This window comes from Mucilaginibacter xinganensis (assembly GCF_002257585.1).
In the GTDB taxonomy this organism is placed as follows: Bacteria; Bacteroidota; Bacteroidia; order Sphingobacteriales; family Sphingobacteriaceae; genus Mucilaginibacter; species Mucilaginibacter xinganensis.
On record NZ_CP022743.1, the window covers coordinates 1,519,085 to 1,541,944 of the forward strand.

Sequence of the window (22,860 nt, forward strand, 5' to 3'; positions counted from 1 at the left end):
AGTTATAATTTTAATGTTAAAACCCGGAATTAACAATGTCATTAAATTGCATTAATATTTGGGTGGCTAAATGAGTTATTTAGGGTAAATATTTGATCAATTATTCATTTTTATTATTTCCAGATGCAAATAGGATCCTACTTCCCAAACCCAACCAATTTGTGCAACGCTGCGGGATCATAGATTTTCCCGGCTTTAATCACCGTAGTTACCTTGCGGATGTCGCGGATATTGGTAAGCGGGTCGCCATCAATAATTACCAGGTCAGCATCTTTACCCGGTTCAATTGATCCGCTTTGCTTATCCATTTTCATCACGGTGGCAGGGGTAATGGTTGCTGTGCCAATGGCCTGTATAGGGGTTAGCCCGGCTTGTACGTACAACTCCAGTTCGCGGTCAAGGCTGTAACCGGGGAAGCCCTGGTCGGTGCCGGCAACAATGGTTACGCCGTTGTCATAAAGCACTTTTACTATTTTCTGAAAGCTGTCCCAAATAGGTTTTAGCTTTTGGGCGGTTGCCGGTTCGGTACCGGTGTTCTTAAATATGGCCTGTAAAGGCAATGGTAGGGAATAAAAAGCCGGTTCCATTATGGTGATATCATCTTTAGTCGACCTGAAAAACATTTCGAATACGCCCACGGTAGGGTCAATAACCACGTTGTGCTGTTTGATGAATTTTATGGCGGCAATGCTGGTTGAATCCTCAAAGTTTATGGAGCGGTCCTTATTTCGTTTCATGATGGTGTAAACGTACTGCACATGGTTAACCATATTCATACCTGAATCTACTCCGGCTTGTAAGGTCATTCCATTTGGGATATGGCCCGTAACGGTAAGCCCCAGCCGGTGCGCCTCCTCACAAATGGCTTTTACAATGGCCGGTTTTACCGAACTATAGATCTTGATCTGCACAAAACCATTTTCCTTATAGCGGTCAACTTCTTTAATCGCTTCCTCTTTGGTATCGGCCTGGATAATTCCGAGCGCCATGGGGCCCTTGCCGTCAATAATGCCGGCCTTTAATATTTTAGGGCCAATGCCTTTGCCGTTATCAATAGCGCTTTGCACGGCATTTATAAAGCTAAACTCATTGCCGCAGTCGCGCACGGTGGTGGCACCCGCTGCCAGGTACGCCGGTCCCCATTCTACCTGCTCAAAGTGGGCGTGCATGTCCCATAAGCCCGGCAATATGGTTTTCCCTTTGGCATCAATAACTTTAGCACCTGCCGGAATGGTCACCTCACCGGCTTTGCCCACGCTTTTAATTTTGCCGTTTTCAATAATTACTACTGCGTTGGGGATTGGTTTTAAGTTCACTACATCCACAACAGTGCCACCTGTTATGGCAATTATTTTATCAGCGGCGCCTGCTTTAGGGGCGTTTTTGGTGAACAGCTGCATCCCATAGGCAGCGGCTTTGGCTATAAAATCAGGCAGCAGGGCCTCATAGGGCTCCAGCATCATTTCCAGCTTGTCGGCCTCGGCATCGTTGGTGATCAGGCAGATCAGTTGCCCCGCCTTGTTGGTCCACACAATTTCATTGCCCCAAATTAACCCGCCTACCGTGTAACGGTCAAGCAATAAGGGTTTGCCATTAAAGGTAAGCGCGTCTTCGCCATCTTTACGCACCTGTACCGATCCGTAGGGCAGGGTATTGATGCTGGCTGGCTGCTTGTGGCTTTTCCAGTATTGCAATAAAACCTGTTGTACTATACCGGGTGCGTAGCTGGCGATTGGGAACGTGATCCCGCTAAGGTTTTGGGTGTAGCTGGAATCGTTAACCTTTATGTGTGCCTGTTTACCGGTTATAGTAATGGTATCGTTTATGGTAGATGAGCGGGCGGTGTTGCCTTTTATCTTTAAGCTTAAGGGTTCCCCGGCGGCTGTTAATTTCAGCTCGGCCTTTAACGGCACCGGCGAGCCACGGTCAACAAACTTAAAATCACTGGTATAAGTAATTTCCTGTGCTGTTTTGCTAACGCGATAAACCTCTTTACCAATATGCTGCTCAAACTTATGCAGCAGGAAGGTAACACTATCAGGTTTTGTTTGTGCGTTTGCAGCGAAAAGTATAATTGAAAAGCTAAGGATCAGGAGGCTTTTTTTCATGGCAAGTGAATTGAATATTGTGATGTTTAAAGGTATTGATTTTGAGTGAAATTAATAATACAAATTGTCGCTTTGTTATCACACTGTCACACCATCACACCCCGTAATTGTGTGACAGTGTGATAACGTGTGACAAAGCCGGGGAACCCTATTTTAGGACTAAACAAAATTTCAAATCTGCCGGATTTAATCGCCCGACGCATCCAAAGCCACTGTCACATCCTTTGTTTGTCACACCTGTCACGGTGTTACGGGTTGTGATGTGTGACAGCGTGATAAACCATCCTCAGCGATAAACTCAATTAACTGGAGAATTCAGATTTGAATGATCATTAATATCTCAGTTGAAAATATAATTGAAGGTTTAATTGGTTGTATAATATATATTAATCTATAAAAAAAATAATATAAGATCTCAGTATAACAATGCTTTACTGAAATAAATATTAGACTAACCTATTTACAGCTTGTCACACTATCACACCCTATAACACTGTGACAGGTGTGACAAACCTATTATAGATTTCAGATTTGTAATTGCCTGAATATATCCGTTAAGCTAAACTGTCACACTATCACACACCACAATACTGTGACAGGTGTGACAAACCTATTATAGAATTCAGATTTGTAATTGCCTGAATATATCGGTTAAGCTAAACTGTCACACTATCACACACCACAATACTGTGACAGGTGTGACAAACCTATTATAGAATTCAGATTTGCAATTGCCGAATACATCCGTTAAGCTATTGCTGTCACACTTGTCACACCCTATAACTCTGTGACATGTGACAAAACATCCGCACATCCTCAACCCTTTTCTGCAGGCAGATGCTCCGATTTTTTAACGCGGCAGGTATCGTGATAATCATTGAAATCCATTAATCCCGGTCAAACTTATCCTTCATGCCCAGCAAACCCCAGATGCCACCGCTATGGATAGCCAGCACCTTACTGCCGGGGCTAAAGTAATTTTTTGCCGCAAGATCATAAATGGCGTACAGCATTTTGCCGGTGTAAACGGGCTCTATCAGGATGCCGGTTTCGGCTACAAATTTTTTAATGAATTGAATCAGCCGCTCATCTGTTTTACCATATCCGCCAAAGTGGTAATCTGTATGCAGCTGATAACCGGCATCGCCTGTTAAAAACTTATCGATCTCATCCCTGATAAAACCACCATTTTTAAATACCGGCACCGCGTTAAACCGGGTGTTAAGCTGATGCTGACGGAGGCCATTGATTATACCGGCTGCGGTAGTACCTGTTCCGCAGGCACAAAAAATATCATCGTAGGTTTCGGTTAATTCATCAATCAGTTCGCTGCATCCTTTTGCGCCTTCGGCAGATGAGCCGCCTTCGTCAATAAAAAATGCAGTGTCATCAGTACTGAAATGTTTATTAAACAGCGCGGGCTTATCGCGATAGCTTTCACGGTCGGTAAATACCAGGTTCATCCCGTGCAGGCGACACAGAAAAAGCGTGTCATTGCTTACCTCTTCGCCCCGTACTATCCCAGTGGCCTTAAAACCAAATTTAGCCGCTGCGGCTGCTGTTGCAAGTAAATGGTTGGAGTAGGCACCGCCAAAGGTTACCAGGTGGGTTTTGTTTACGGCTTGTGCCCGCTTTAAAATGTATTTTAATTTGCGCCATTTATTACCCGAAATGATGGGGTGGATCAGGTCATCCCGCTTTAAAAAAACCATTATCCCGCGTTCATCAAATAGCTGGCTTTTGATTTGATGAACAGGGCTGAAAATTTCGAGGCTAAGATCCATTAAGCAAATGTAAATAAAAGCTTAACATAGGGCTATGGTTAAAAGGCTACATCCCAAACCCAATGCCTGCGTTAACAGATTTGTATTGCGCCTGGGTATAAGAGGTATAAAAGCGAAAAAAACCAACATTTAACTGGAAGCCGATATCTGCACGTACCCCGCTAAGCACATTTTCACTAATGGAAACAGGGTTGCTAAACGAAGTATAGGTACTGGTGAGCAATGTGCCGCCGGTGGTTACCGGGTAGTTGCCAACAGCGGTAACACTGGCGCTGGTGGTGTTGTATCCAACGGCTAAAAACGGGGTAAATACCAATAGTTTTTTTGAGATGATAACCTGGCCCATAAAACTGTTAAAGTTGCCTTCCAGGTGTTGGTTGCTAAAATCGGTACTTTGCTGGCTGTCTTTAGGCTGGGCACCGGCGTCGGGGGTTACGGTTAAGGGCTTGCGCAGGTTTAAATGGCTGTAGCCAATAGCAACGGCCAGGTCAAACGGGATGAGTTTGCCGGCGGTTTTGCCTGCAATATCCTGCATAATATCATGTTTTAAGCCAAAGCCTATCATGGATACGCTACCCACATCGTTGCTTACGGTAACTTTTGGCAGCACGCGCAGGGTTACATCGGTATTTTGGGGTAGCCCTACGGTAACCTGCACCTGTGGCGCCGGGATAACCGAAATAACGCCGGCGGGCATGTTAAATCTGCTCACTTTTTGCCCGTTATCATCATAAATATTTAGCAGGGGCCCATCGTTTTTTTGTCCGCCAAATGTTGGGGCTATGGTTTGGCTGGCATCGGCGGGCCTTACGTGGTTTGACAGGCCTATTTTGGTTACATCAAAGGTTTTATCGGCCGATGAAATAAAGGCCACCGATGCGGTAACCCGCACGTCAAAATGCAGGGTCTTTTTTGTTTCGGCGGTATTGTTCCAGCCGCTGTTCTGATCAACCCCCAGTCCTTTAAACAATGGGATGGCATAGGCATTTAATAATTTTGTGGCATCTGCCGGGCTTGATTTGATAAGCCCCGATAAACCATCCTGCGCGTTTGCTGCTGAAACCAAACCAATTAAAGCAACGGCAATTAAAAGACTGTAAAGTTTTCTCATAGTATTTGAACGCTATTATAAGGTAACATGTTTTACAAGTAATCAATATCTGAAAAAACGACTACTTTTGCCCCAATGACTGAAGATAGCGGTTTTATTGAGCAGGAAGAACAGGACCTTTATGAACACCTTCGCATAGTTGTTGATAAGGGGCAATCTTTGCTGCGGATTGATAAGTTTTTAATGTACCGCGTTGAAAACGCATCGCGCAACCGTATTCAAAACGCAATTGAACTGGGCAATGTACTGGTTAACGATAAAGCCATTAAATCAAGCTACAGGGTAAAACCGCTTGATGTGATCTCGGTAGTATTGCCGCATCCACCGCGTGATACGGAGGTTTACCCGGAGAATATCCCGCTTAATATTATTTATGAGGATGATGATGTACTGGTGGTTAACAAGCCTGCGGGCCTTGTGGTGCATCCAGGGTATAATAATTATACTGGCACGCTGGTAAACGGGCTGGTATATCATTTTCAGCAGTTGCCTACTTTGCCGGGTAATGATGGACGCCCCGGCTTGGTGCACCGGATAGATAAAGATACATCGGGCCTGTTGCTGATCAGCAAAAACGAACGCTCCATGACCTGGCTGGCAAAACAGTTTTTTGATCATACCATTGCCCGTAAATATATTGCCCTGGTTTGGGGCGACCTGCCCGAAGATGGCACAGTGACTGGCTACATAGGCCGCAGTGTGAATGACAGGAGGGTGATGTCGATTTATGACGACCCGGAAAAGGGAAAATGGTCGGTTACGCATTACCGCGTATTGGAGCGGATGGATTATGTAACGCTGATTGAGTGCCAGCTGGAAACCGGCCGTACGCACCAGATCCGTGCGCACATGAAACATATTGGCCACCCGCTGTTTAGCGATGCCACCTATGGAGGTGATAAAATATTAAAGGGAACTGTTTTCAGTAAATACAAACAATTTGTTGAAAATTGCTTTGAGTTAATGCCGAGGCAGGCGCTTCATGCGCAATCGCTTGGGTTTTTACACCCCACCATAAAAAAGCAGCTGTACTTTGAAGCGCCGTTACCTGAAGACTTTAGCTCGGTTTTGCAAAAATGGAGAAAGTATGTGGGGGCAGAGGCTAAAGAATAGTGGTTGGAGGCTATAGATAAGAGCTTATTTAAGAGAGCCAACAAGTAAAAATAAAACAATAGATCTGTCAATAAAAACATAATAAGGGATAGAAGCGACTGATTGGTGTGAAGAAAAGCAACTAATCGCTGATCTCTATTCTCTAACCTATAAAACATGGTTCCAACATTCATCAATTTTAATGGCGAAATACTTCCGGCAGATACCAAACTGGTAGGGTTAAACAACCGCGCTTTTAAATATGGCGATGGCTTGTTTGAAAGCATGCGTTTAATGAAGGGCCAGCTTAAATTCGCCGAGCAGCATGCCGACCGCTTGCAGCGTGGAATGAAAGCGCTTAAAATTGACGGGTATTCGCAAATGGACGCCTGGTTTTTAAAAGAAAAAGCTGCCGACCTGGCCCGCAGAAATAAAGCCAAACATGGCCGCCTGCGGTTAACGGTTTATCGTGATTCTGATGGTTTATATACCCCATCGCAAAATAAAATGGGCTACTGCCTTGAGCTGCAGCCTATGGATGAGCCCCGCTATTTTTTGAATGATAAGGGCCTGATAGTTGATCTATATACCGAACTGCCCAAACCTACCAATTACCTGTCGAACATTAAAACCTGCAATTCCCTGATATATGTAATGGCAGGCCTTTATAAGATGCATAATAAGCTTGATGATGTTTTTTTGCTGAACCAAACGGGCAATTTATGCGAGGCAAGCAGCAGTAATATATTTATCTGGTACCAAAAGCACCTTTATACCCCGGCATTAAGCGAGGGCTGTGTAGAAGGAGTGATGCGCCAGGTTGTGATAAATATTGCTAAAAACAATAACATCCTGGTTACTGAAGCACAGATCAGTCCGGATATTTTATACGAAGCCGATGAGGTGTTTATTACAAACGCCGGCCGTGGCATACAGAGTGTTATTGGTTTTGGAGTGAGGCGGTATTTTAACGGATTAAGTAAAATACTGATAGAGGAACTGAATAAATTATAAAGAGCTGCCGCTTTGTCTTAGCCTGTTTTCGGTCTGTTTTAATTCAACAATATTCCCCTGGTCTGCGCGGATCAGGTCTTCCAGCTCAAATTCAAGAATACCTGCAATTTCAATCAGGCGGTTTAATGTAATACTGCTGTAACCCAACTCAATTTTGCTATAAGCATTTTGAGAGATCCGTAGTTTGGCCGCCAGGTAATCTTGTGTGTAATTTCTAAATTCCCTAATTTTCCTGATATTGGAAACTATTTGTTTGGTTTTTAATTCGCTTACTGATCCCATACGAAAGTATTTATAAAACAGTATAAACGAAGTAAATAGCGCCCCGGTTTTTTTTAGGCGCAATTAACTATTGGGTTTTAATTAGGGAATGCTGCAATGCCGTTTACCGTTGCGGGCTACGCTATCTATACCCCGTGGTGAGTTGTAAAATATTCTTTCAGTATTAAATATATATGATAAAATAACCCCATTCATTTAAAAGCCTTAAAGAGAAACTGATTTAGCGTAAAAGTAAAAGTATGGCTTATAAAGGCGAGGTTGCAATCCCTGGATATAATTTATTATTGTATGTATTATCAGTCATTTAATTATTAAAAATATTTAAATACTTGACGGCGGTCATTTGTGGCGTAAAAAAGCATCTATAAATTTGATACCAAAGGCAATGAATTATTTAGGGTATATTCTCCTGCCTGTGAGCGCATCCTGCCGAAAGGCAGGATGTGTTTTTATAACGACTATATTTAGGGCTATCCAATAACCCGAAATATGATTTAAGCTAGTGTACCCAGCCAAAATGAACAGGTTGCCTGCTGTATTTTAGTTGTTCCACCGGTTCACACTGTTCACATGGAACAAAGCTTAAAAACACATGTTTATTTCTTAATAATCGTTAAATATGATTAAAAGTCGTCGTCCGGCAGGTGGTCATCATCAGCAGGATCATCGATATCTTCTTCAACTATAATATCGTGCAAGTTATTTTGATCGTCGGCAAGATCGTCAAATACCTCATCGTCATCATCGTCCCAGTTATCATCATCGTCTTCATCAGCCGGCGAAAATGCTGAAAACGTGTCATCTATATCAATGGTGCGGGTTTTATCTTCTTTTTCTGTTAATGGCATTATCATAACTAAAAACGTTTCAGTAAAACGGAAGCCTAAAGTATATTAAATTATGCAAACTCATTGTCATATTTATAAAAACGATTTTGATACTTTTAATATCAGTCCAAATGAGTTGTACAATAAGCCCCCGCGGTCATAGCCAATTTCATAGCCTATTGTATAGTTATTCTTTAATGGTCTGCTGCTTTCCAGGTACAATGATGTTTGGTGTACCGTTACAAACGGCACCGGTGCTGATGGGAATGCCAGCTGCCCGCCCGGTACCCTATAAACCTCTGAACCGTTGGCATAGGTGCCATAATTTTGCGAATAAGACACTTTACCGGTATAAGACCAGTTAAAAGCAGATACTTCAGCTGCTAAATGTACTGCAGATACGCGGTTGTTGGTAAAAAACTGCCTGTCAATAGGGGCGAATTTTTGCCTTGCATAATAAGCCGGAGTAATAAAAGGAGTTCCCAGCCCCAGTCCTTTGTACGACCAGCCCTGCACATACTCGTAATTGTTATAATAGTCTTCCTCGCCTGATTTGGTAGCCTTTGAACTTGGGTACCCAGCTTGGTTTTTGGTATATAGAAACTCGAACACCAGCTTCTTCCAATAAAAACTACCAGACTTAGGCATATTGTTAACCAGGCTAATGCCGTTTAAGCCATCCGCAATATTGGCAAAATGGATCAAAGCCCCGATATCGTAAAAGTTTTGACGGTACACAGAGAGGGTGAGGGCATCAAATTTATATTCGGCAGCGATATCGGCTGAGCCGAGATGATTGCCTACTTTCGAGGAGTTATACACTTTTCCACTAAGTACATACCAATAAGTTTGCAAGCCGTTAAGTTTATAAAACGAACCAAATACCTGTTTCTCATCTCCCCATACTGCTTCGTGATTAAAGCCTGCCTGTAATTTAAACCGCCAGTCTGGTTTGCCTATCCGGGCGTAAAGGTATTCTTCCAGGTAATAACTTTTAAAGCTTCTGCGTTCGCCCCATAAATTTGTATTGGTGGTGCCAATATAGCCATTGGCCATGCCCGCCTTAATGGCAAATAGTTTTCCAAATGCCGGAATGCTGTAGTAATTTGGGATGCTGATCTTTATTTTGGGAACACCTAATGCATTACCTGATACCGAAAATGAACCGGATGATAAAGTAGTATCAGCAATACCAACAACATCTTTTGAGCGGCCCGCTTTGATCTCAAAAATGCCGGCCCGCGCCTTAATTAATCCTTCGATAAGGATAAACTGGCTGCTTTTTCCAAAGTTTCCGCGCCCTTCAAATGAAGCCCCCCAATCAAAAGTTTTAGTCGAATCATAGTCTTTCCGGAATTTAGCGAGGAAACTGCCGGAACCGCCGGAAAGCGGAATATTACCAAACCGGTTTGCCCTTAGCCAAAAAGGTACCGTATTGCCGGAAGTGTATCCGCCCTGGGCCTCAAGGCTCACATGAATATCTTTGTCCTGCGCTTTGGCAATTCCGGAAAAGAGCAGCACAAATGCGGCTACAAGAGTCAGTGTTTTCTGCATATTAAAAGTTTAAATGAGAGATAAAATAACTTATCCAAACCATCGAATAACTTACTGTTAATTGAGAATTGCTGTAATAAAGAACAAAATGATATTGGCCTAATAACGCGTTTGGTAATTAATTATTATGAATAATATTTATCATAAATTAATTTTTTCGGTAAAATACTAACCAACAGTCGCAATAAATAATAATTAATAATTAATCTATATGGTGTGATGCTTAAGATTATATAAGGTAATGAACTCGCCTGCTACGGGTATTTATAAGCAGAAATAGCTTGCCACAGTGATTCTTTTAAAAGATTAGATTATATGAAAAGGTATTGTGGGTATTTTATAAAATAATTTGTACATTTGCAGCCCCGTAATAGCGGGTAAATTATTTAAAATCAAAGTATAACAATGCAACAGTACGAAATTGTGATCGTTCTAACCCCGTTGTTAACAGTAGAAGTTGCTGCAGAGGCTATCGCCAAATACAGCAAAATTCTTACTGATAACGGAGCCGAAATTGTCCAGGAGGATAATTGGGGTTTGAGAAAATTAGCGTACCCTATTCAAAAGAAGACTACAGGGTACTATCACTTAACTGAATTTAAGGCTCCAGGTGAATTAATTAACAAATTGGAAGTTGAACTACGTCGTGACGAGCGCGTATTACGTTTCCTTACCATTGCCTTAGATAAGCATGCTATTGCTTATAACGACAAGAAACGCAGTGGTGCTTTTAACAAAAAACCTAAAACAGAGGAGGCAGCACACTAATGGCAAATGATCAGATCAAATACGTAACGGCCCCTAAAGTAGAGGATACACGTAAAAAATACTGCCGTTTTAAAAAGAACGGGATCAAGTATATTGATTACAAAGACGCTAACTTTTTATTAAAGTTTGTTAACGATCAGGGTAAAGTATTACCTCGCCGTTTAACCGGAACTTCATTAAAGTTTCAGCGTAAAGTGGCCCAGGCTGTTAAGCGTGCACGCCACATCGGTTTATTACCTTATGTTACAGACTCATTAAAATAATCAGGAGGTAAAAGAAATGGAAGTTATTTTAAAACAAGACGTAAAACACTTAGGTGATAAAGATGATGTAGTGAAAGTAAAGCCAGGTTATGGCCGTAACTACCTTATCCCTAAAGGTTATGCTATACAAGCTACAGTAAGCGCCCGCAAAGTGTTAGCTGAAAACCTTAAACAGGCGCAGTTTAAACAAGACAAGATCCGTAAGGATGCTGATGCTATTGCCGCACGTTTAGAAGGTGTTAAACTTACTATCGGTGCTAAAGCCGGCGAAAGCGGTAAAATATTTGGTGCTATCAATACCATCCAGGTTGCTGATGCATTGAAAAAAGAAGGTTTTGAAGTTGACCGTCGCAGGATCACTTTTGAAACTGAACCTAAATTTGTTGGCGAATACATTGCTAACGTTAACCTGCACAAAGAGGTTAAAGTTCAGGTGCCTTTTGAAGTAGTAGCTGAGTAATTTCAGGTTCCGGAATTTCGATTTTGGATTTAAAAGCATATAACTAAAGGTGTTGAGCGAAAGCTTGACACCTTTTTTTTGGCCTGTTGTCATTCTGAGCGAGAGCGAAGGATCTTCTGCGCGGGACAAGAGGGCGGACAGGAGTGATGGTTACCTAACAATTCGATAAGATTCTTCGCTCTCGGCCAGAATGACAAAAAATACCTTTAAACAAGCTAAATTTTCTACTTTTAAACAATGAAAACTACTCGCGGCAAAAAGCCCGTTTCAAACAATAAATCAGCTAGTGGAAGATCAAAGGGTTTTTTTAATGGCGGCCTTTGGCGGCTTATCTTTCGTGTTGTAAAACTTGTATTTATAGTTTTCGTTGCCGGGAGTTTGTTTTTCGTTATCCTGTTCCGCGTTGTGAACCCGCCGGTAACCTGGCTCATGATCCAGCGAGGATTTGAACGCAAGGCAGCCGGTAAAGATTGGAAGATAGATAAGCAATGGAAGAGCTTTGATGAGATTGCCCCATCTATGAAACGCGCCGCCGTAGCTGCTGAAGACCAGTCGTTTTTAGAGAATCATGGCTTTGATTTCCACGCTATTGAAAAAGCCATCAAAAAAAATGCAAACAGTAAAAAACTGATAGGAGGGAGCACCATTTCGCAGCAAACAGCCAAGAACGTTTTCCTTTGGCCGGGCAGGTCTATCATCCGCAAAGGGTTTGAAGCCTGGTTTACCCTGCTGATGGAGGTTTTTTGGAATAAAAAACGCATTATGGAAGTTTACCTGAATGTAATTGAAATGGGCGACGGTATTTACGGGGTTGAAGCGGCGTCACAGGCTTACTTTCATAAACCGGCGTCGCAGCTGAGCAATCATGAAGCAGCGGCAATAGCAGTAATATTTCCAAGCCCGCTAAAATGGTCGGCAACGCACCCTACCAGGTATTTAAGGCACAGGCAGTATTTGATCATGAAGAATATGCGGAGGTTGGGGCCGCTGGAGTTTTAATTTGAGCGGTTATGCTTTTGGATATAGGTTAATTATTGCTGGACACATTACAAAACTTGGTTTAACAATACGCCCCGCAGATCTTTTAAAAGATCTTGCGGAGGCGTAATTAATATTATTTGGTTTAAACACCGGTGCCATTTATTAAAAGAAGCATAGTACAGTGATAGCTCATGCTTATTGATTCCCAAAATGACACGGCAGTATCATGGGTTTACTGAAAAAGTGCCGTTCGCACAAATGTACACGTTAGAAAACAGTGCATTTGCCCCGGTAGCACTTCCTGACGTTGCACATGTTGAATAAGAAAAGTGTAGCGTTCCACCCGGGCCACGCATACCTACATTATAATGGCCGGTTACTATGTTTACATTTTGTGGTGAGGAGAAGTTATAAGAAGCAGCAGTTCCACCGGGATCTAATGGAATAAACTGTATTTGATAAGTACAACAACCGGTGTTGTTTTGTAAAGCTACAGATACGGTTGAGATAGCAGGAGTGGACGTATTAACAGGTGTTTTCACATCGGTTGTTACATTTTTGGCTCTGGCATCCGCTGTAAGGGTTTGTGCTTTAACGGCAATGCAATACATTAACATCATACTGCATAGTAAAATGAGTTTTTTCATATTTTTTATTGGTTAAGGTTAATAGGTCTAATATAATCATAAAAAAAGTTTAAATAAAATGGCTTTTAATAAAATTTAGCTAATTATTAAACTTAATCAACCTAATCTAACCCAATCAATCACTCACTACTTCTGGTACTTCCAATGCCTCGATTTACCCTCACTGATCCATTCCAGCGCTTGCTCCATACGCTTTTGCCGGGTTGCATCACTTTTTGATTCTACAATCCATTCCAGGTATTCCTTCTTTTTTGACGGACTGAAATTAAAGAAGTGTTCCAGAGCTTTTGGGTTGCCGCTTAGCAGGTCATTGAAATCTGCGGGCATGGCTATTTCAGGCTTAGGTGCCACAGTTTTTTTAGGTTCCTTAACGCCGCTTTCATTTATAGCCATTATCTGCCGTATAAAATCGGCAAGGGCTTCGGCAGGCGGGAGGTCCTCCATTTTTTCAATCCGGCCAAAACTACCGGCAGCAGCTTCTTCGTCACTTCCCCTTATCAGGCGTTTAGGATCGTTCAGTCGCGAGGCCTTCCAAAATCCGAAACCCAGGTGCTGTTTAAATGACGCCATCATGCAAACCGGGCCTTTGTATTCAAAAAACGGCATCCCCCATTTAACGGTTTCGGTTATCAGCGGCGACGTTTTATGGACTATTTCACGGATCTGTTCAAGAATTGGTTTTGCAAATGGGGCAGCCTTTTCAATGTAGGCGTCAACCCGGGCATCATATTGTTCCATACCTAAAGTTAACTACAAAAATTAACTCAGCAAATTTTTTAGATGAGGGTGATATTTTGAAGTCAGGAATTCGGTGATGTCAAATTCAGCAAGTTCGTGTATGTAGAAAGGATCTTCCTTAATTATTTGTTCAATGGTATCTTTGCTGTCTGCCAAAGCCAGTATTATGCCGCCGTTCCGCGGTACTTTACGACCGGATGCCACAAAAATGCCCTCTTCATAGTATTTATCTAAATAGGAAACATGCTCAGCCATGTGCTGATCAAGCTCTTCTAGTGGGACGATGTAGGTAAGGTTGATAATGAACATTCTTGTTAGTTATTAGGGGCCGGAGATTAGCTCTGGCGCAGGATTTACTATGATTTATGAACCATAAACTATGAACAACTATACCGTTACCAAATCTCTGAACAACTGGATATGCCAGCTGTCTTTAAACGGTACTTCCCATTTGGTGTTCAGTTCGGCAAGGTTTTGTACCATGTTGTTAAACACAATGGTATTGGTATTTATGCTGCCCTGTTTTAGCTTTTCTTCAAAATCGTGGCGGGGGGCTGAAAGTATCTCATTTTCTTCGCGGTAAGCCAGGTTAAAGCGGTCGAAAAGGTTGATGTTGAACTGTGCCTCAATCTGCTGCATAAAATGTACAGATTTGTCGATAGAGCAACCGCTGGCGCCTGCCTGGCTTTCGTCCACAATCAATATTAAAAAGCGGTTATACTTTACGTCGGCAGTAGCTTTCAACTGGTTGTTATGTGCGGTCCAGCCGGTAGTAAAGTTGTTTAATAATACTTTTATTTGTTCAACTTCGTTATCAGTTAGTTTCCTGTTGGCCTGGTAAACCCAAACTCTTGAATTTTCTGAAAATTGCATGTACAAAGCTATGCAATTTATTAACTTCGGGTTTAATTTTGTTGTCATGTTAAGATCAGATATGTGCGGAATAAAGAAAAAAATATTGCTGGCAGCCATTTTTTTTGCGGTGGGTACAAGTTATTGCTTCAAAAGCGCGATGACCGGCCCGGATTGGCAACTATGGACCAATAAATGCCTGATGCAGTCGTACGATTCTTCTGCCGATCCCAAGCTTAAAAAGTTTGAATTTTCTGTCACGACTGACGCTTTTATCCGCCTGCGCAAAACCTATGCAAAAGGCAAGGAAGAATATTACTCATTTAACCTGCACCAGCTTAATGACCTTGACTATGTGGGCAATACCGCTGTAGGCACGCTGCAATTAAGAACTATAGCCGACGATATAATAGTGCAAACCCGCAACGACCGGAAAGGCGATGTAGATTCAATGACTACCGTACTCAACATTCCTGTTAAAAACATGGAACCGGAAAGACTGGACAGCTTAAAGGAAGCTTTGAATTATTTTAAGTCGAAAGGATTGTAATTACGCTATTACTGCGCCGGATTTCTTCACCATTCGCACGTGAAGTGTGCCAGGGGTAATTTAACCCATCATAACCCGTTAGCCCTAACCGTAATTTCGGCTATATCCAATACCTCTATCTCCTGCTCTTTGTTCTCGTGTTTAACGCCATCGCGCAGCATGGTCATACAAAAAGGGCAGGCAGCCGCTACAACAGTTGCCTGGCTTTCCAATATGTCGGTCATTCGCTCCAGGTTAATGTCTTTAATGCCTTTTTCGGGTTCTTTAAACATTTGAGCACCGCCCGCACCACAGCACAGTCCGTTGCTTTTGCAGCGTTTCATTTCAACCAAATCAGCATCAAGTATTTCCAGCGCTTTGCGCGGCGCTTCGTAAACGTTGTTGCCGCGGCCCAGGTAACAAGGGTCGTGGTAGGTTATCTTTTTACCCTTAAAGCTTTCACCACCTTCGGCTTTTAACTTGCCCTCGTCAATTAATTGCTGGATGAGCTGCGAATGGTGGATCACCTCGTAATTGCCCCCAAGGCCTGGGTATTCATTTTTTATGGTATTAAAACAATGCGGGCAGCCGGTTACTATTTTCTTAATTTGATAAGCATCCAATACCTGTATGTTGGCCATGGCCTGCATCTGGAACAAAAACTCGTTACCGGCCCGTTTGGCCGGGTCGCCGGTGCAGCTTTCTTCGGTGCCCAAAACGGCAAAACTGATGCCTACATGGTTCAGAATTTTACAAATAGCACGTGTTATCCTTTGTGCCCGTTCATCAAAGCTGCCTGCGCATCCCACCCAAAACAATATTTCAGGTTGTTTACCTTCAGCAGCCATTTCGGCCATGGTAGGGATGATGATTTCGGATTTTTTCACTATTGCTTGTTTTTCAAGTGTGTTCAAGAGGGCTTCGCCGTTTGAATTTTCCATTTCGGATTTATTATTTAGTCCATGGTCGACAGACCATGGACGTATTTTTTATAATTTCAAATCCATGGACTATCGACCATGGACTATTAACTCAAGACTCTTTCACCCAGTTCAATCTATCCGCCGGGCTGTATTTCCATGGTGCGCCGTTGTTTTCCATGTTGCCAAACATGTTGTTGAGGCTTGCAGGAGCCTGTGATTCTTCCATCACTACGTATCGGCGCATTTCGGTAATAATTTCAAGCGGGTTAATGTTTACCGGGCAGGCATCCACGCAAGCGTTGCAGGTGGTACAGGCCCAAAGTTCCTCGCGGGTGATATAATTATCCAGCAATGTTTTATCATCGCTGTAATCCTTGCCATGCTTGTCAATGTTGTTACCCACCTCGGTAATGCGGTCGCGGGTATCCATCATTATTTTACGCGGCGAGAGCAGCTTGCCGGTTATATTGGCCGGACAAACCGACGTACACCTGCCGCATTCTGTACAGGTATAAGCCTCCATTAGGTTTTTCCAGGTAAGGTCAGTTACGTCTTTGGCCCCAAAACGCTGAGGCTCCGCGGTAATTTCCGGTACAAACGAAGGGTCAAGCATTGCCTTTACCTCGCCGGTTACCGATGCCATATTGGTAAATTCGCCTTTAAGGTGCAGGTTTGAATAATAAGTGTTTGGGAAAGCCAGCAGGATATGAAAATGCTTGGAATAGGGCAGGTAATTTAAAAACGCCAGGATGCCGATAATATGGAACCACCAGCAACCGCGTTCAATCATTTCGAGCGCAGCTGCACTGTTGGGCAATAGCGGATCAAGAAAAGAACTTACCGGGAAACTGCCCGCTTTTACATAATGCCCAAAGTTTAACAGCTGTAATTTATGATCTGCCGCGTTCATGGTTAAAAATGCGGTCATCAACAGGATTTCAATAATAAGGATATAGTTAGCATCGGATTTTGGCCATTTGGTCATCTCTGCACCGCTAAACCGCTTTAAATGCGCGATGTTACGCCGGCACAAGAAAACTACGCAGGCGGTAAGCACCAAAAGCGCAAGAATTTCGAAACCACCAATCAGCAGGCCATACAGGCTGCCCAAAGGTTTTGCGAAAATGCGGTGCGAGCCGAAGATCCCGTCGATCATGATCTCCATTACCTCAAGGTTAATGATGATAAAGCCAACGTAGATAAAAAAGTGCATTACCGCGGCAAACGGGCGTTTTACCATTTTTGTTTGTCCCAGCGCAATCTTCGCCATAGTCTTCCAGCGCAGGGCGGGGTTGTCCGAGCGGTCGGCAGGGCGGCCCAGCAAAATGTTACGCCTTACTTTAGCTGCGTTTTTACTGAAAAGGTAAACTGCGGCAGCCAGGATGATGATAAACAGGATTTGTGTAATCATTATGCGTGCATAGTAATTTTTTCAAAGTTAGTTTTTAAGTTGAAACAGACAAATGATTTTGGTGGTTTGCGGCGAATAAGGTCATCATTTAGCTGTAGGCAGCCAGTTTTTTAAATAAGGAGGGGTGGCTTTAAACTTAATCTGCCAAGAAACCAGTGGGTTATAAGTTTTTTCAAAAAAAAATATCAAAAGACAAAAAAAACGCTACATTTGCAGTCCTTAAACGGTCGGTATCATAGCTCAGTCGGTAGAGCAAAGGACTGAAAATCCTTGTGTCGCTGGTTCGATCCCAGCTGATACCACAATAAAAGCCTTCAGATTAATTTCTGAGGGCTTTTTTGTTTACGGTAATTTGAGACTACGGGCATATTGATCCGAAGTTTGGAAACTTCGGATGGCGAGGGTGTTCAGGTTTTCGATATCATCCGTTTTGCCTGCTGCTTCCTGCAGCGTCTCGTTCCCTTGGTCGTTGCCCGGAGGCTTGCCCTTGCGGTCTATACGGCTCACAATCTCATTTTTTGCCATGGTCAAATAGTTTACAGGTGTTTTATCTTCATCGTCCAGCGGTTCGGTTTCCAAATCGCTGCTGTTAGTTTCCGCACTGCTCAAGGTTTTCGCGCCGGTTTCGGGATAATCCTCCTGGTCAGCGGCATCCTTTCCAGGCTCAAAAACACCCGGGCTGGTTTGTTCATTACTTACCACTTTTGAATCTTGGGGATCGGTCGTTTCCATGGTCGTAAGTTTTTGTTGTATTAAAATAGCCCGCCGTGCTTATTCAATTTTTTCAGGGATTAAGATTTATTACCTTTGCGCCTCAATAAATTATTGCCATGACTGAACTTGCACCATGCCCGATTTGCCAATCGCCTTATACTTATGAACTTGAAGACTTGCTGGTTTGTCCGGAATGCGGGCATGAATGGAAAGCTGCGGAAGAGACGACAGTTGAGGAAGGTTTTGTCGTAAAGGACAGCAACGGCAATATCCTGGTGGACGGCGATACGGTAGTGACGATCAAAAACCTGCCGGTAAAGGGAACCTCCCAAACTGTCAAAGCTGGCACCAAGGTCAAAAACATCCGTTTGGTGGACAGCGATCACAATATCGATTGTAAGATAGAGGGTTTTGGCGCGATGGCGCTCAAATCAGAATTCGTTAAAAAAGCCTGACGCTCATTCCGGAAATTGGACTACTCAATGGTCCGCAATTCAGAACAAAAAGGGGCCCTTACCTATCAGAATCAGAGTGCGTTATAATATTTTTTGTAATCGTTTTGTCTGTTGCTAATGGGGGGCTGCATGACGATCACAAGCTTGAAATATCGTGGCTGAAAACCCTGTGTCGCTGGTTCGATCCCAGCTGATACCACAAAAAAAGCCCTCAGATTAATTTCTTAGGGCTTTTTTTAATCAATTTGGCGTAAAAGCCTATACATTAAATTTATAATATCACTATTAAACTATCCCCGGTTTCTCCTGATCCTGCTTAAGGATTGCGGTGTTATGTTTAAGTAAGAGGCAATATAATTGAGCGGAACACGATAAGCTATATCCGCTTGTTCGGCAATAAAAACCTTATATCTTTGGGCAGCGTCTTCCCCCGAATAGGCGTTTTTGATTCGTATTTTCTCCAGCATCCGCTCCTGGTTCACCTGATTGACCAGATCGGCCATAAAAGGCAGTTTCTGATATAATCCGGACAAGCTTCTTTTATTTATGGATAAAACACGAACAGCACAGCAAGCCTGGATACTGTCTCTTGCTATCGTTTCTTCGTTAAAACTTTTCAATATGGTACATAGTTGATTTTCTCCAATAAAATAATGAGTTACATCCACTCCTTTATCGTTAGTGGTCACAATTCGCAAGATCCCAGAAGTTATGAAGAAAAAGTCTTTACATACCCTGCCTGCCCTGAACAGGTATTCTCCTTCTTCAAAATGTTTTGCCTCAAAATGCGCAATGATGATCGCCGCTTCTTCGGCGCTGATTGGCCTGAACGAACGAAGAAAAGCCAAAAGAGGTTCCATGGGTACCATTGTATTTGTAAAGGAACTAATTAAAAAATACCCGATTTGTAATGGGTGAAGTTTTTACCATATGGTAATTGCCATCATTTCAATTTCAAGGACATTTGTAGCTCCAAAAATAAAAACAAAAAGATCAAGATCATGGAAAATCAAAGTAAAAGAAACCAATTGGCCGGAAAAAAGGTGATAATTTTAGGTGGCAGTTCGGGTTTAGGGTTGGCTACAGCAAAGGCAGCTGGCGATGAAGGAGCAAACGTGGTGATAGTTTCAAGCAATCGGGCCAGAATAGATAAGGCATTAACTGAATTACCGCCGGCGAGCGAAGGTTACGCTGTTGACTTTAGCAATGTGCAGCATATTTGTGCTTTTTTTGAAAAAGTTGGCAACTTTGACCATATGGTGTACACCGCAGGAGAAAACATTACCAGTGATATAGTTCACGACACTGACATTGAAAAAGCAAAAGACTTTTTTACCATACGCTTTTGGGGCGCGTTTGCGGCCATTAAATATGGCGCGCCACATATTAATGAAGGCGGCTCTATCACGCTGATGAGCGGCAGTTTTGGCCAGCGGCCAAGTAAAGGCTATAGTCTTGGCGCCACCATTTGCGGTGCGATGGATGCTTTTACACGCGCAATGGCAATTGAGCTTGCACCCATCAGGGTTAATAACATTGCTGCGGGTGTTATAAAAACAAACCTATGGAATAACTTGCCCGAAGCAGACCGCGAGGGATTTTACAATTATCTGCAAAGTACATTGCTATTAAAACGTGTAGGCGAGGCAGAAGACATAGCGCAGGCCTTTGTTTACCTGATGAAACAACCATACACTACAGGGCAGTCGCTTATTACCGATGGTGGGGCTGCGTTGGTTTAAGTTATAATGATTTAATATTCAGACGGCCACAGCGTCGCTAAATTGAAAATCTTCATAATAAATCATCCGAATTTACGTATATCAGTTGCTTATACCATTTATTATCAGTAGTTTACATGGCAATCATAGCAAAAGGAAGTAATTGCCTTACATTCATCAATGTTTTTACAGTTGATCCTGCTGATTAGCAAAAACTGATTAGCCTGCTAACACAGGCTACACAAACTGGTAAAAAGCAGCCTGGCTTTATTTCATCAAGTCATTACCGTAGCCTGGTCGGCAAAAAGGTGACCATGTATGCGCAATGGGGGAGCATGGGCAATTACAACGTGATGCGAAGTAACCCGGATGTCTCTCCATTTTACAACAAGCCATGGAAATTGCCAGTTTTGAGCCTGGCATGTACGAGGTGTTAGAAACGTTTACAAACGGCTAATAGATCCATTAAAGCCTTAACAAAGCAAATGGACAGCGCAATATTACAGCCGGACGCTGCTATTTGATCACGGCGTTGTGGCCTTTTTTATAAAATCCGACACGGATTGGAATACCGGAATTCGTTCAACTAAGATTAAAACCCGATCTGAACCCGCAAATTTGTAAGCCTAAATCCGCTATTAGACGTAAATCAGACAGGAAATGGTTCGGAATTTGCATAGTCGCCACCACAACAAAGCCCTTTAGTGTTAATTAAGGGGATTTTTTATGCTTAAACTCAACTATTCATGGATTATTCTTACGCGATTTAGTTTTATTAATCAAAGTAATTTAAAGAAACAGGAGATTTGTTTCTTTAGTGAAGTTGTGTAACTTCTCAATTCAGATTTCAATTTCCAGTTTTGTAACCGGTACATAAAAATAATCTGATTATATTGGTACTGTGCAAATCTCATTCAACATTGTCGTTGTTTTGCTCGCTGTGGTCATTTCCCAGTCGCTTTTTGCGGCAGGTTTATTATGGTTTGCGCCCAATAACAAACGCTCAGGACGCATCCTGGCGATTCTGATCATAGTCATCGCATTATGGTTAACCGATGATTTTATGCGGATTGCACGTATTTACCGGCAACGGCCCAACCTGTATTTTTTGCCTATTTTTTATTCCTTCAGTTTCGGTCCGCTCATCTGGTTTTACGTTAGGTCCCTCATCAGTCAAGAATTCCGCTTCCGGCGGGTGGATCTGCTTCATTTTATACCGGTAGCGGTGCAGGCAAGCCTGTATCTTTTCCTCACCTGCTGTTCGTATCCGGTCAAGTCATGGTATTGGGAAAATGTGCACCGGCAATACACTTATCGCATTGAGTTTGACGGTACGTGGATCTCTATGACCGTTTACCTGTTGCTGTCCTTCCGGCTGCTCCGGAATTACCAGGCTTGGGTAGCTAATAATTTTTCAGAACTTTCCAGGATCCGGCTGAACTGGCTCAAGGCTATTTTAGGTGTGTTGCTGCTGTTGTGCCTTCAATGGTTTGTTGAGATTATCCTGCGGGATTATTACGGTATTTATTTTAACTATGATTACTCTGTAGAAATACTTGGCGTAGTGGCGTTGGTATTAGGTGTAGCGGGCTGGCGGCAGTCCAATCTTTCGGCGGTTAACTATCAACGGGAACAGCCTGGGGGCATTGGTCAGTTGAAAACCACGTATTCGGCAGACCCGGTTATCCTGCAGCAAATTAGTGCAGCCATGGAAAGCGACCGGCTTTATCTTAACCCAACGCTTACATTGGATGAACTGGCGGATGCACTCAAACTCAACAGTAAAGTGGTTTCGCGCCATATCAATGTCGGCTTTGAGAAATCCTTTAATGATTATGTAAACACCTACCGCGTTGAGGAGGTAAAGCGCCGCCTCAAGTCGGGCGACCTGGCCAAACTAACCATCATGGGGTTGGCCATGGAGTCAGGCTTCAATTCTAAAACCACGTTCAATCGTATTTTTAAAACGTTTACAGGCAAGGCACCATCTGATTTTATTGCTGATTAGTCCCAAATCCGGAATCGGGACGTGCCAAAACATGACCCGGCACTTTGTTTTGAAATGGCGCGCTCATCTTTGTGCTGTCATTAAATGAAACACAAATGAGAACACGTTTTATCCTACTCCTGCTGCTATGCAGCGCCACACGCCTGGTGGCACAGCAGACCTGGACCGACCATGCCAGGCTTTTGCCCGACCGGCTCAGAAACATCCCGGCAGGTATCAACATCTATCACAGTCCGACTCCCGTATGGCCGGAATTCAATAGCGATACGGTAGACTTTCCCGGTAAATATATCTGGAAACATTCCACCCGCATAGCTACTGAAGCCGGCGAGCTAGAAGTAATTGCCGCCGGAAGTTATATCTGGTGGAAAGATAAGGGCTGGACGCCTAATATCGATCTTAACAGGGAAGACTTCGCCAAGTTCTTTAACTGCCCCGGCGGAATCCTGAAAACGGGGAAGGCATATACATTCCTGAAAAATTACAGGTATGGGGATGCCCTATATCCCGGGGATGCGCTCTGGTTTGTTTTGGCAAAAGATAAAAACGGGCGAATATACAAAGGCATCGCACTTGTTGAAACTGAAGGACAATTAAAAACAGCTGATAAAAATTAGG

Annotated in this window: 25 protein-coding genes and 1 tRNA gene; 12 read left to right on the forward strand and 14 right to left on the reverse strand. The window is 43.0% G+C overall.

The window, feature by feature from the left end; all coding sequences use genetic code 11:
- Positions 1-137 precede the first annotated feature (137 nt).
- The 3 genes from MuYL_RS06735 to MuYL_RS06745 form a co-directional block, all read right to left on the reverse strand.
- The gene (locus tag MuYL_RS06735; protein ID WP_094569801.1) at positions 138-2,108 is read right to left on the reverse strand and encodes an amidohydrolase family protein; all 1,971 of its coding nucleotides are present in this window, start codon (positions 2,106-2,108) and stop codon (positions 138-140) included.
- 887 nt (positions 2,109-2,995) lie between these two features.
- Complete coding sequence (locus MuYL_RS06740; protein ID WP_094569802.1) at positions 2,996-3,892, reverse strand: 1-aminocyclopropane-1-carboxylate deaminase/D-cysteine desulfhydrase; 897 nt, start codon at positions 3,890-3,892, stop codon at positions 2,996-2,998.
- Between the two features lie 46 nt (positions 3,893-3,938).
- Positions 3,939-5,003, reverse strand: a complete 1,065-nt coding sequence (locus MuYL_RS06745) for a DUF6588 family protein (RefSeq protein ID WP_094569803.1) — start codon at positions 5,001-5,003, stop codon at positions 3,939-3,941.
- 75 nt (positions 5,004-5,078) lie between these two features.
- Between MuYL_RS06745 and MuYL_RS06750 the strand changes: the two genes are divergently transcribed.
- Both MuYL_RS06750 and MuYL_RS06755 read left to right on the forward strand, forming a co-directional pair.
- Positions 5,079-6,116, forward strand: coding sequence for an RluA family pseudouridine synthase (locus MuYL_RS06750; RefSeq protein WP_094569804.1), 1,038 nt, complete (start codon positions 5,079-5,081; stop codon positions 6,114-6,116).
- A gap of 156 nt (positions 6,117-6,272) precedes the next feature.
- Positions 6,273-7,109 (forward strand): aminotransferase class IV, encoded by an 837-nt coding sequence (locus tag MuYL_RS06755; protein WP_094569805.1) that lies wholly within the window; start codon positions 6,273-6,275, stop codon positions 7,107-7,109.
- Here MuYL_RS06755 and MuYL_RS06760 read toward each other — a convergent pair.
- From MuYL_RS06760 to MuYL_RS06770, 3 genes are all read right to left on the reverse strand, one after another.
- Entirely contained in the window at positions 7,104-7,391 is a 288-nt protein-coding gene (locus tag MuYL_RS06760) for a helix-turn-helix domain-containing protein (RefSeq protein ID WP_094572879.1), read from the reverse strand. The genes MuYL_RS06755 and MuYL_RS06760 overlap by 6 nt on opposite strands.
- A 623-nt stretch (positions 7,392-8,014) precedes the next feature.
- Entirely contained in the window at positions 8,015-8,239 is a 225-nt protein-coding gene (locus tag MuYL_RS06765; RefSeq protein WP_157740655.1) for a hypothetical protein, read from the reverse strand.
- Positions 8,240-8,311: 72 nt separating this feature from the next.
- Complete coding sequence (locus MuYL_RS06770; RefSeq protein ID WP_094569807.1) at positions 8,312-9,772, reverse strand: capsule assembly Wzi family protein; 1,461 nt, start codon at positions 9,770-9,772, stop codon at positions 8,312-8,314.
- Between the two features lie 405 nt (positions 9,773-10,177).
- On the opposite strand from MuYL_RS06770, the gene rpsF reads away from it, so the two are divergent.
- From rpsF to mtgA, 4 genes are all read left to right on the forward strand, one after another.
- Positions 10,178-10,540: a 30S ribosomal protein S6 gene (gene rpsF, locus MuYL_RS06775; RefSeq protein ID WP_094569808.1), complete on the forward strand. Its 363-nt coding sequence runs from the start codon at positions 10,178-10,180 to the stop codon at positions 10,538-10,540.
- Positions 10,540-10,803: a 30S ribosomal protein S18 gene (rpsR, locus tag MuYL_RS06780; protein WP_073402091.1), complete on the forward strand. Its 264-nt coding sequence runs from the start codon at positions 10,540-10,542 to the stop codon at positions 10,801-10,803. Before rpsF ends, rpsR begins: the two co-directional genes overlap by 1 nt.
- A gap of 16 nt (positions 10,804-10,819) precedes the next feature.
- Positions 10,820-11,263 (forward strand): 50S ribosomal protein L9, encoded by a 444-nt coding sequence (rplI, locus tag MuYL_RS06785; protein WP_094569809.1) that lies wholly within the window; start codon positions 10,820-10,822, stop codon positions 11,261-11,263.
- A gap of 237 nt (positions 11,264-11,500) precedes the next feature.
- Positions 11,501-12,262: a monofunctional biosynthetic peptidoglycan transglycosylase gene (gene mtgA, locus MuYL_RS06790; protein WP_094569810.1), complete on the forward strand. Its 762-nt coding sequence runs from the start codon at positions 11,501-11,503 to the stop codon at positions 12,260-12,262.
- 206 nt (positions 12,263-12,468) lie between these two features.
- On the opposite strand, the gene MuYL_RS06795 is transcribed toward mtgA, so the two are convergent.
- From MuYL_RS06795 to MuYL_RS06810, 4 genes are all read right to left on the reverse strand, one after another.
- Positions 12,469-12,891: a hypothetical protein gene (locus tag MuYL_RS06795; protein WP_157740657.1), complete on the reverse strand. Its 423-nt coding sequence runs from the start codon at positions 12,889-12,891 to the stop codon at positions 12,469-12,471.
- A gap of 126 nt (positions 12,892-13,017) precedes the next feature.
- Positions 13,018-13,629, reverse strand: coding sequence for a DUF1801 domain-containing protein (locus MuYL_RS06800; RefSeq protein ID WP_094569812.1), 612 nt, complete (start codon positions 13,627-13,629; stop codon positions 13,018-13,020).
- Between the two features lie 21 nt (positions 13,630-13,650).
- Complete coding sequence (locus MuYL_RS06805) at positions 13,651-13,938, reverse strand: YciI family protein (protein WP_094569813.1); 288 nt, start codon at positions 13,936-13,938, stop codon at positions 13,651-13,653.
- A 78-nt stretch (positions 13,939-14,016) separates the two neighbouring features.
- On the reverse strand, positions 14,017-14,502 hold the full coding sequence (locus tag MuYL_RS06810) for an ABC transporter ATPase (RefSeq protein ID WP_094572880.1): 486 nt from the start codon (positions 14,500-14,502) through the stop codon (positions 14,017-14,019).
- A 46-nt stretch (positions 14,503-14,548) separates the two neighbouring features.
- Here MuYL_RS06810 and MuYL_RS06815 point away from each other — a divergent pair, with 46 nt between their 5' ends.
- Entirely contained in the window at positions 14,549-15,031 is a 483-nt protein-coding gene (locus MuYL_RS06815; protein ID WP_157740659.1) for a hypothetical protein, read from the forward strand.
- 68 nt (positions 15,032-15,099) lie between these two features.
- Here MuYL_RS06815 and MuYL_RS06820 read toward each other — a convergent pair whose 3' ends face one another.
- Positions 15,100-15,867 carry a (Fe-S)-binding protein gene (locus MuYL_RS06820; protein ID WP_245845845.1) on the reverse strand — a complete coding sequence of 256 codons (768 nt, stop codon included), beginning with the start codon at positions 15,865-15,867 and terminating at the stop codon, positions 15,100-15,102.
- 175 nt (positions 15,868-16,042) lie between these two features.
- Positions 16,043-17,344 (reverse strand): (Fe-S)-binding protein, encoded by a 1,302-nt coding sequence (locus MuYL_RS06825; protein WP_094569816.1) that lies wholly within the window; start codon positions 17,342-17,344, stop codon positions 16,043-16,045.
- A gap of 229 nt (positions 17,345-17,573) precedes the next feature.
- On the opposite strand from MuYL_RS06825, the gene MuYL_RS06830 reads away from it, so the two are divergent.
- A tRNA-Phe gene (locus MuYL_RS06830) sits at positions 17,574-17,646 on the forward strand.
- Positions 17,647-17,686: 40 nt separating this feature from the next.
- On the opposite strand, the gene MuYL_RS06835 is transcribed toward MuYL_RS06830, so the two are convergent.
- Complete coding sequence (locus tag MuYL_RS06835) at positions 17,687-18,076, reverse strand: hypothetical protein (protein WP_094569817.1); 390 nt, start codon at positions 18,074-18,076, stop codon at positions 17,687-17,689.
- A gap of 98 nt (positions 18,077-18,174) precedes the next feature.
- Here MuYL_RS06835 and MuYL_RS06840 point away from each other — a divergent pair, with 98 nt between their 5' ends.
- On the forward strand, positions 18,175-18,513 hold the full coding sequence (locus MuYL_RS06840) for a zinc ribbon domain-containing protein YjdM (protein ID WP_094569818.1): 339 nt from the start codon (positions 18,175-18,177) through the stop codon (positions 18,511-18,513).
- A 290-nt stretch (positions 18,514-18,803) separates the two neighbouring features.
- On the opposite strand, the gene MuYL_RS06845 is transcribed toward MuYL_RS06840, so the two are convergent.
- Positions 18,804-19,373, reverse strand: a complete 570-nt coding sequence (locus MuYL_RS06845; protein WP_157740661.1) for a Crp/Fnr family transcriptional regulator — start codon at positions 19,371-19,373, stop codon at positions 18,804-18,806.
- A gap of 141 nt (positions 19,374-19,514) precedes the next feature.
- On the opposite strand from MuYL_RS06845, the gene MuYL_RS06850 reads away from it, so the two are divergent.
- The 3 genes from MuYL_RS06850 (at position 19,515) to MuYL_RS06865 (ending at position 22,859) form a co-directional block, all read left to right on the forward strand.
- Entirely contained in the window at positions 19,515-20,255 is a 741-nt protein-coding gene (locus MuYL_RS06850; protein WP_094569820.1) for an SDR family oxidoreductase, read from the forward strand.
- An 880-nt stretch (positions 20,256-21,135) separates the two neighbouring features.
- Positions 21,136-22,242: a helix-turn-helix domain-containing protein gene (locus MuYL_RS06860; protein WP_157740663.1), complete on the forward strand. Its 1,107-nt coding sequence runs from the start codon at positions 21,136-21,138 to the stop codon at positions 22,240-22,242.
- A 95-nt stretch (positions 22,243-22,337) separates the two neighbouring features.
- Positions 22,338-22,859 (forward strand): hypothetical protein, encoded by a 522-nt coding sequence (locus tag MuYL_RS06865; protein WP_094569822.1) that lies wholly within the window; start codon positions 22,338-22,340, stop codon positions 22,857-22,859.
- Position 22,860 lies beyond the last annotated feature (1 nt).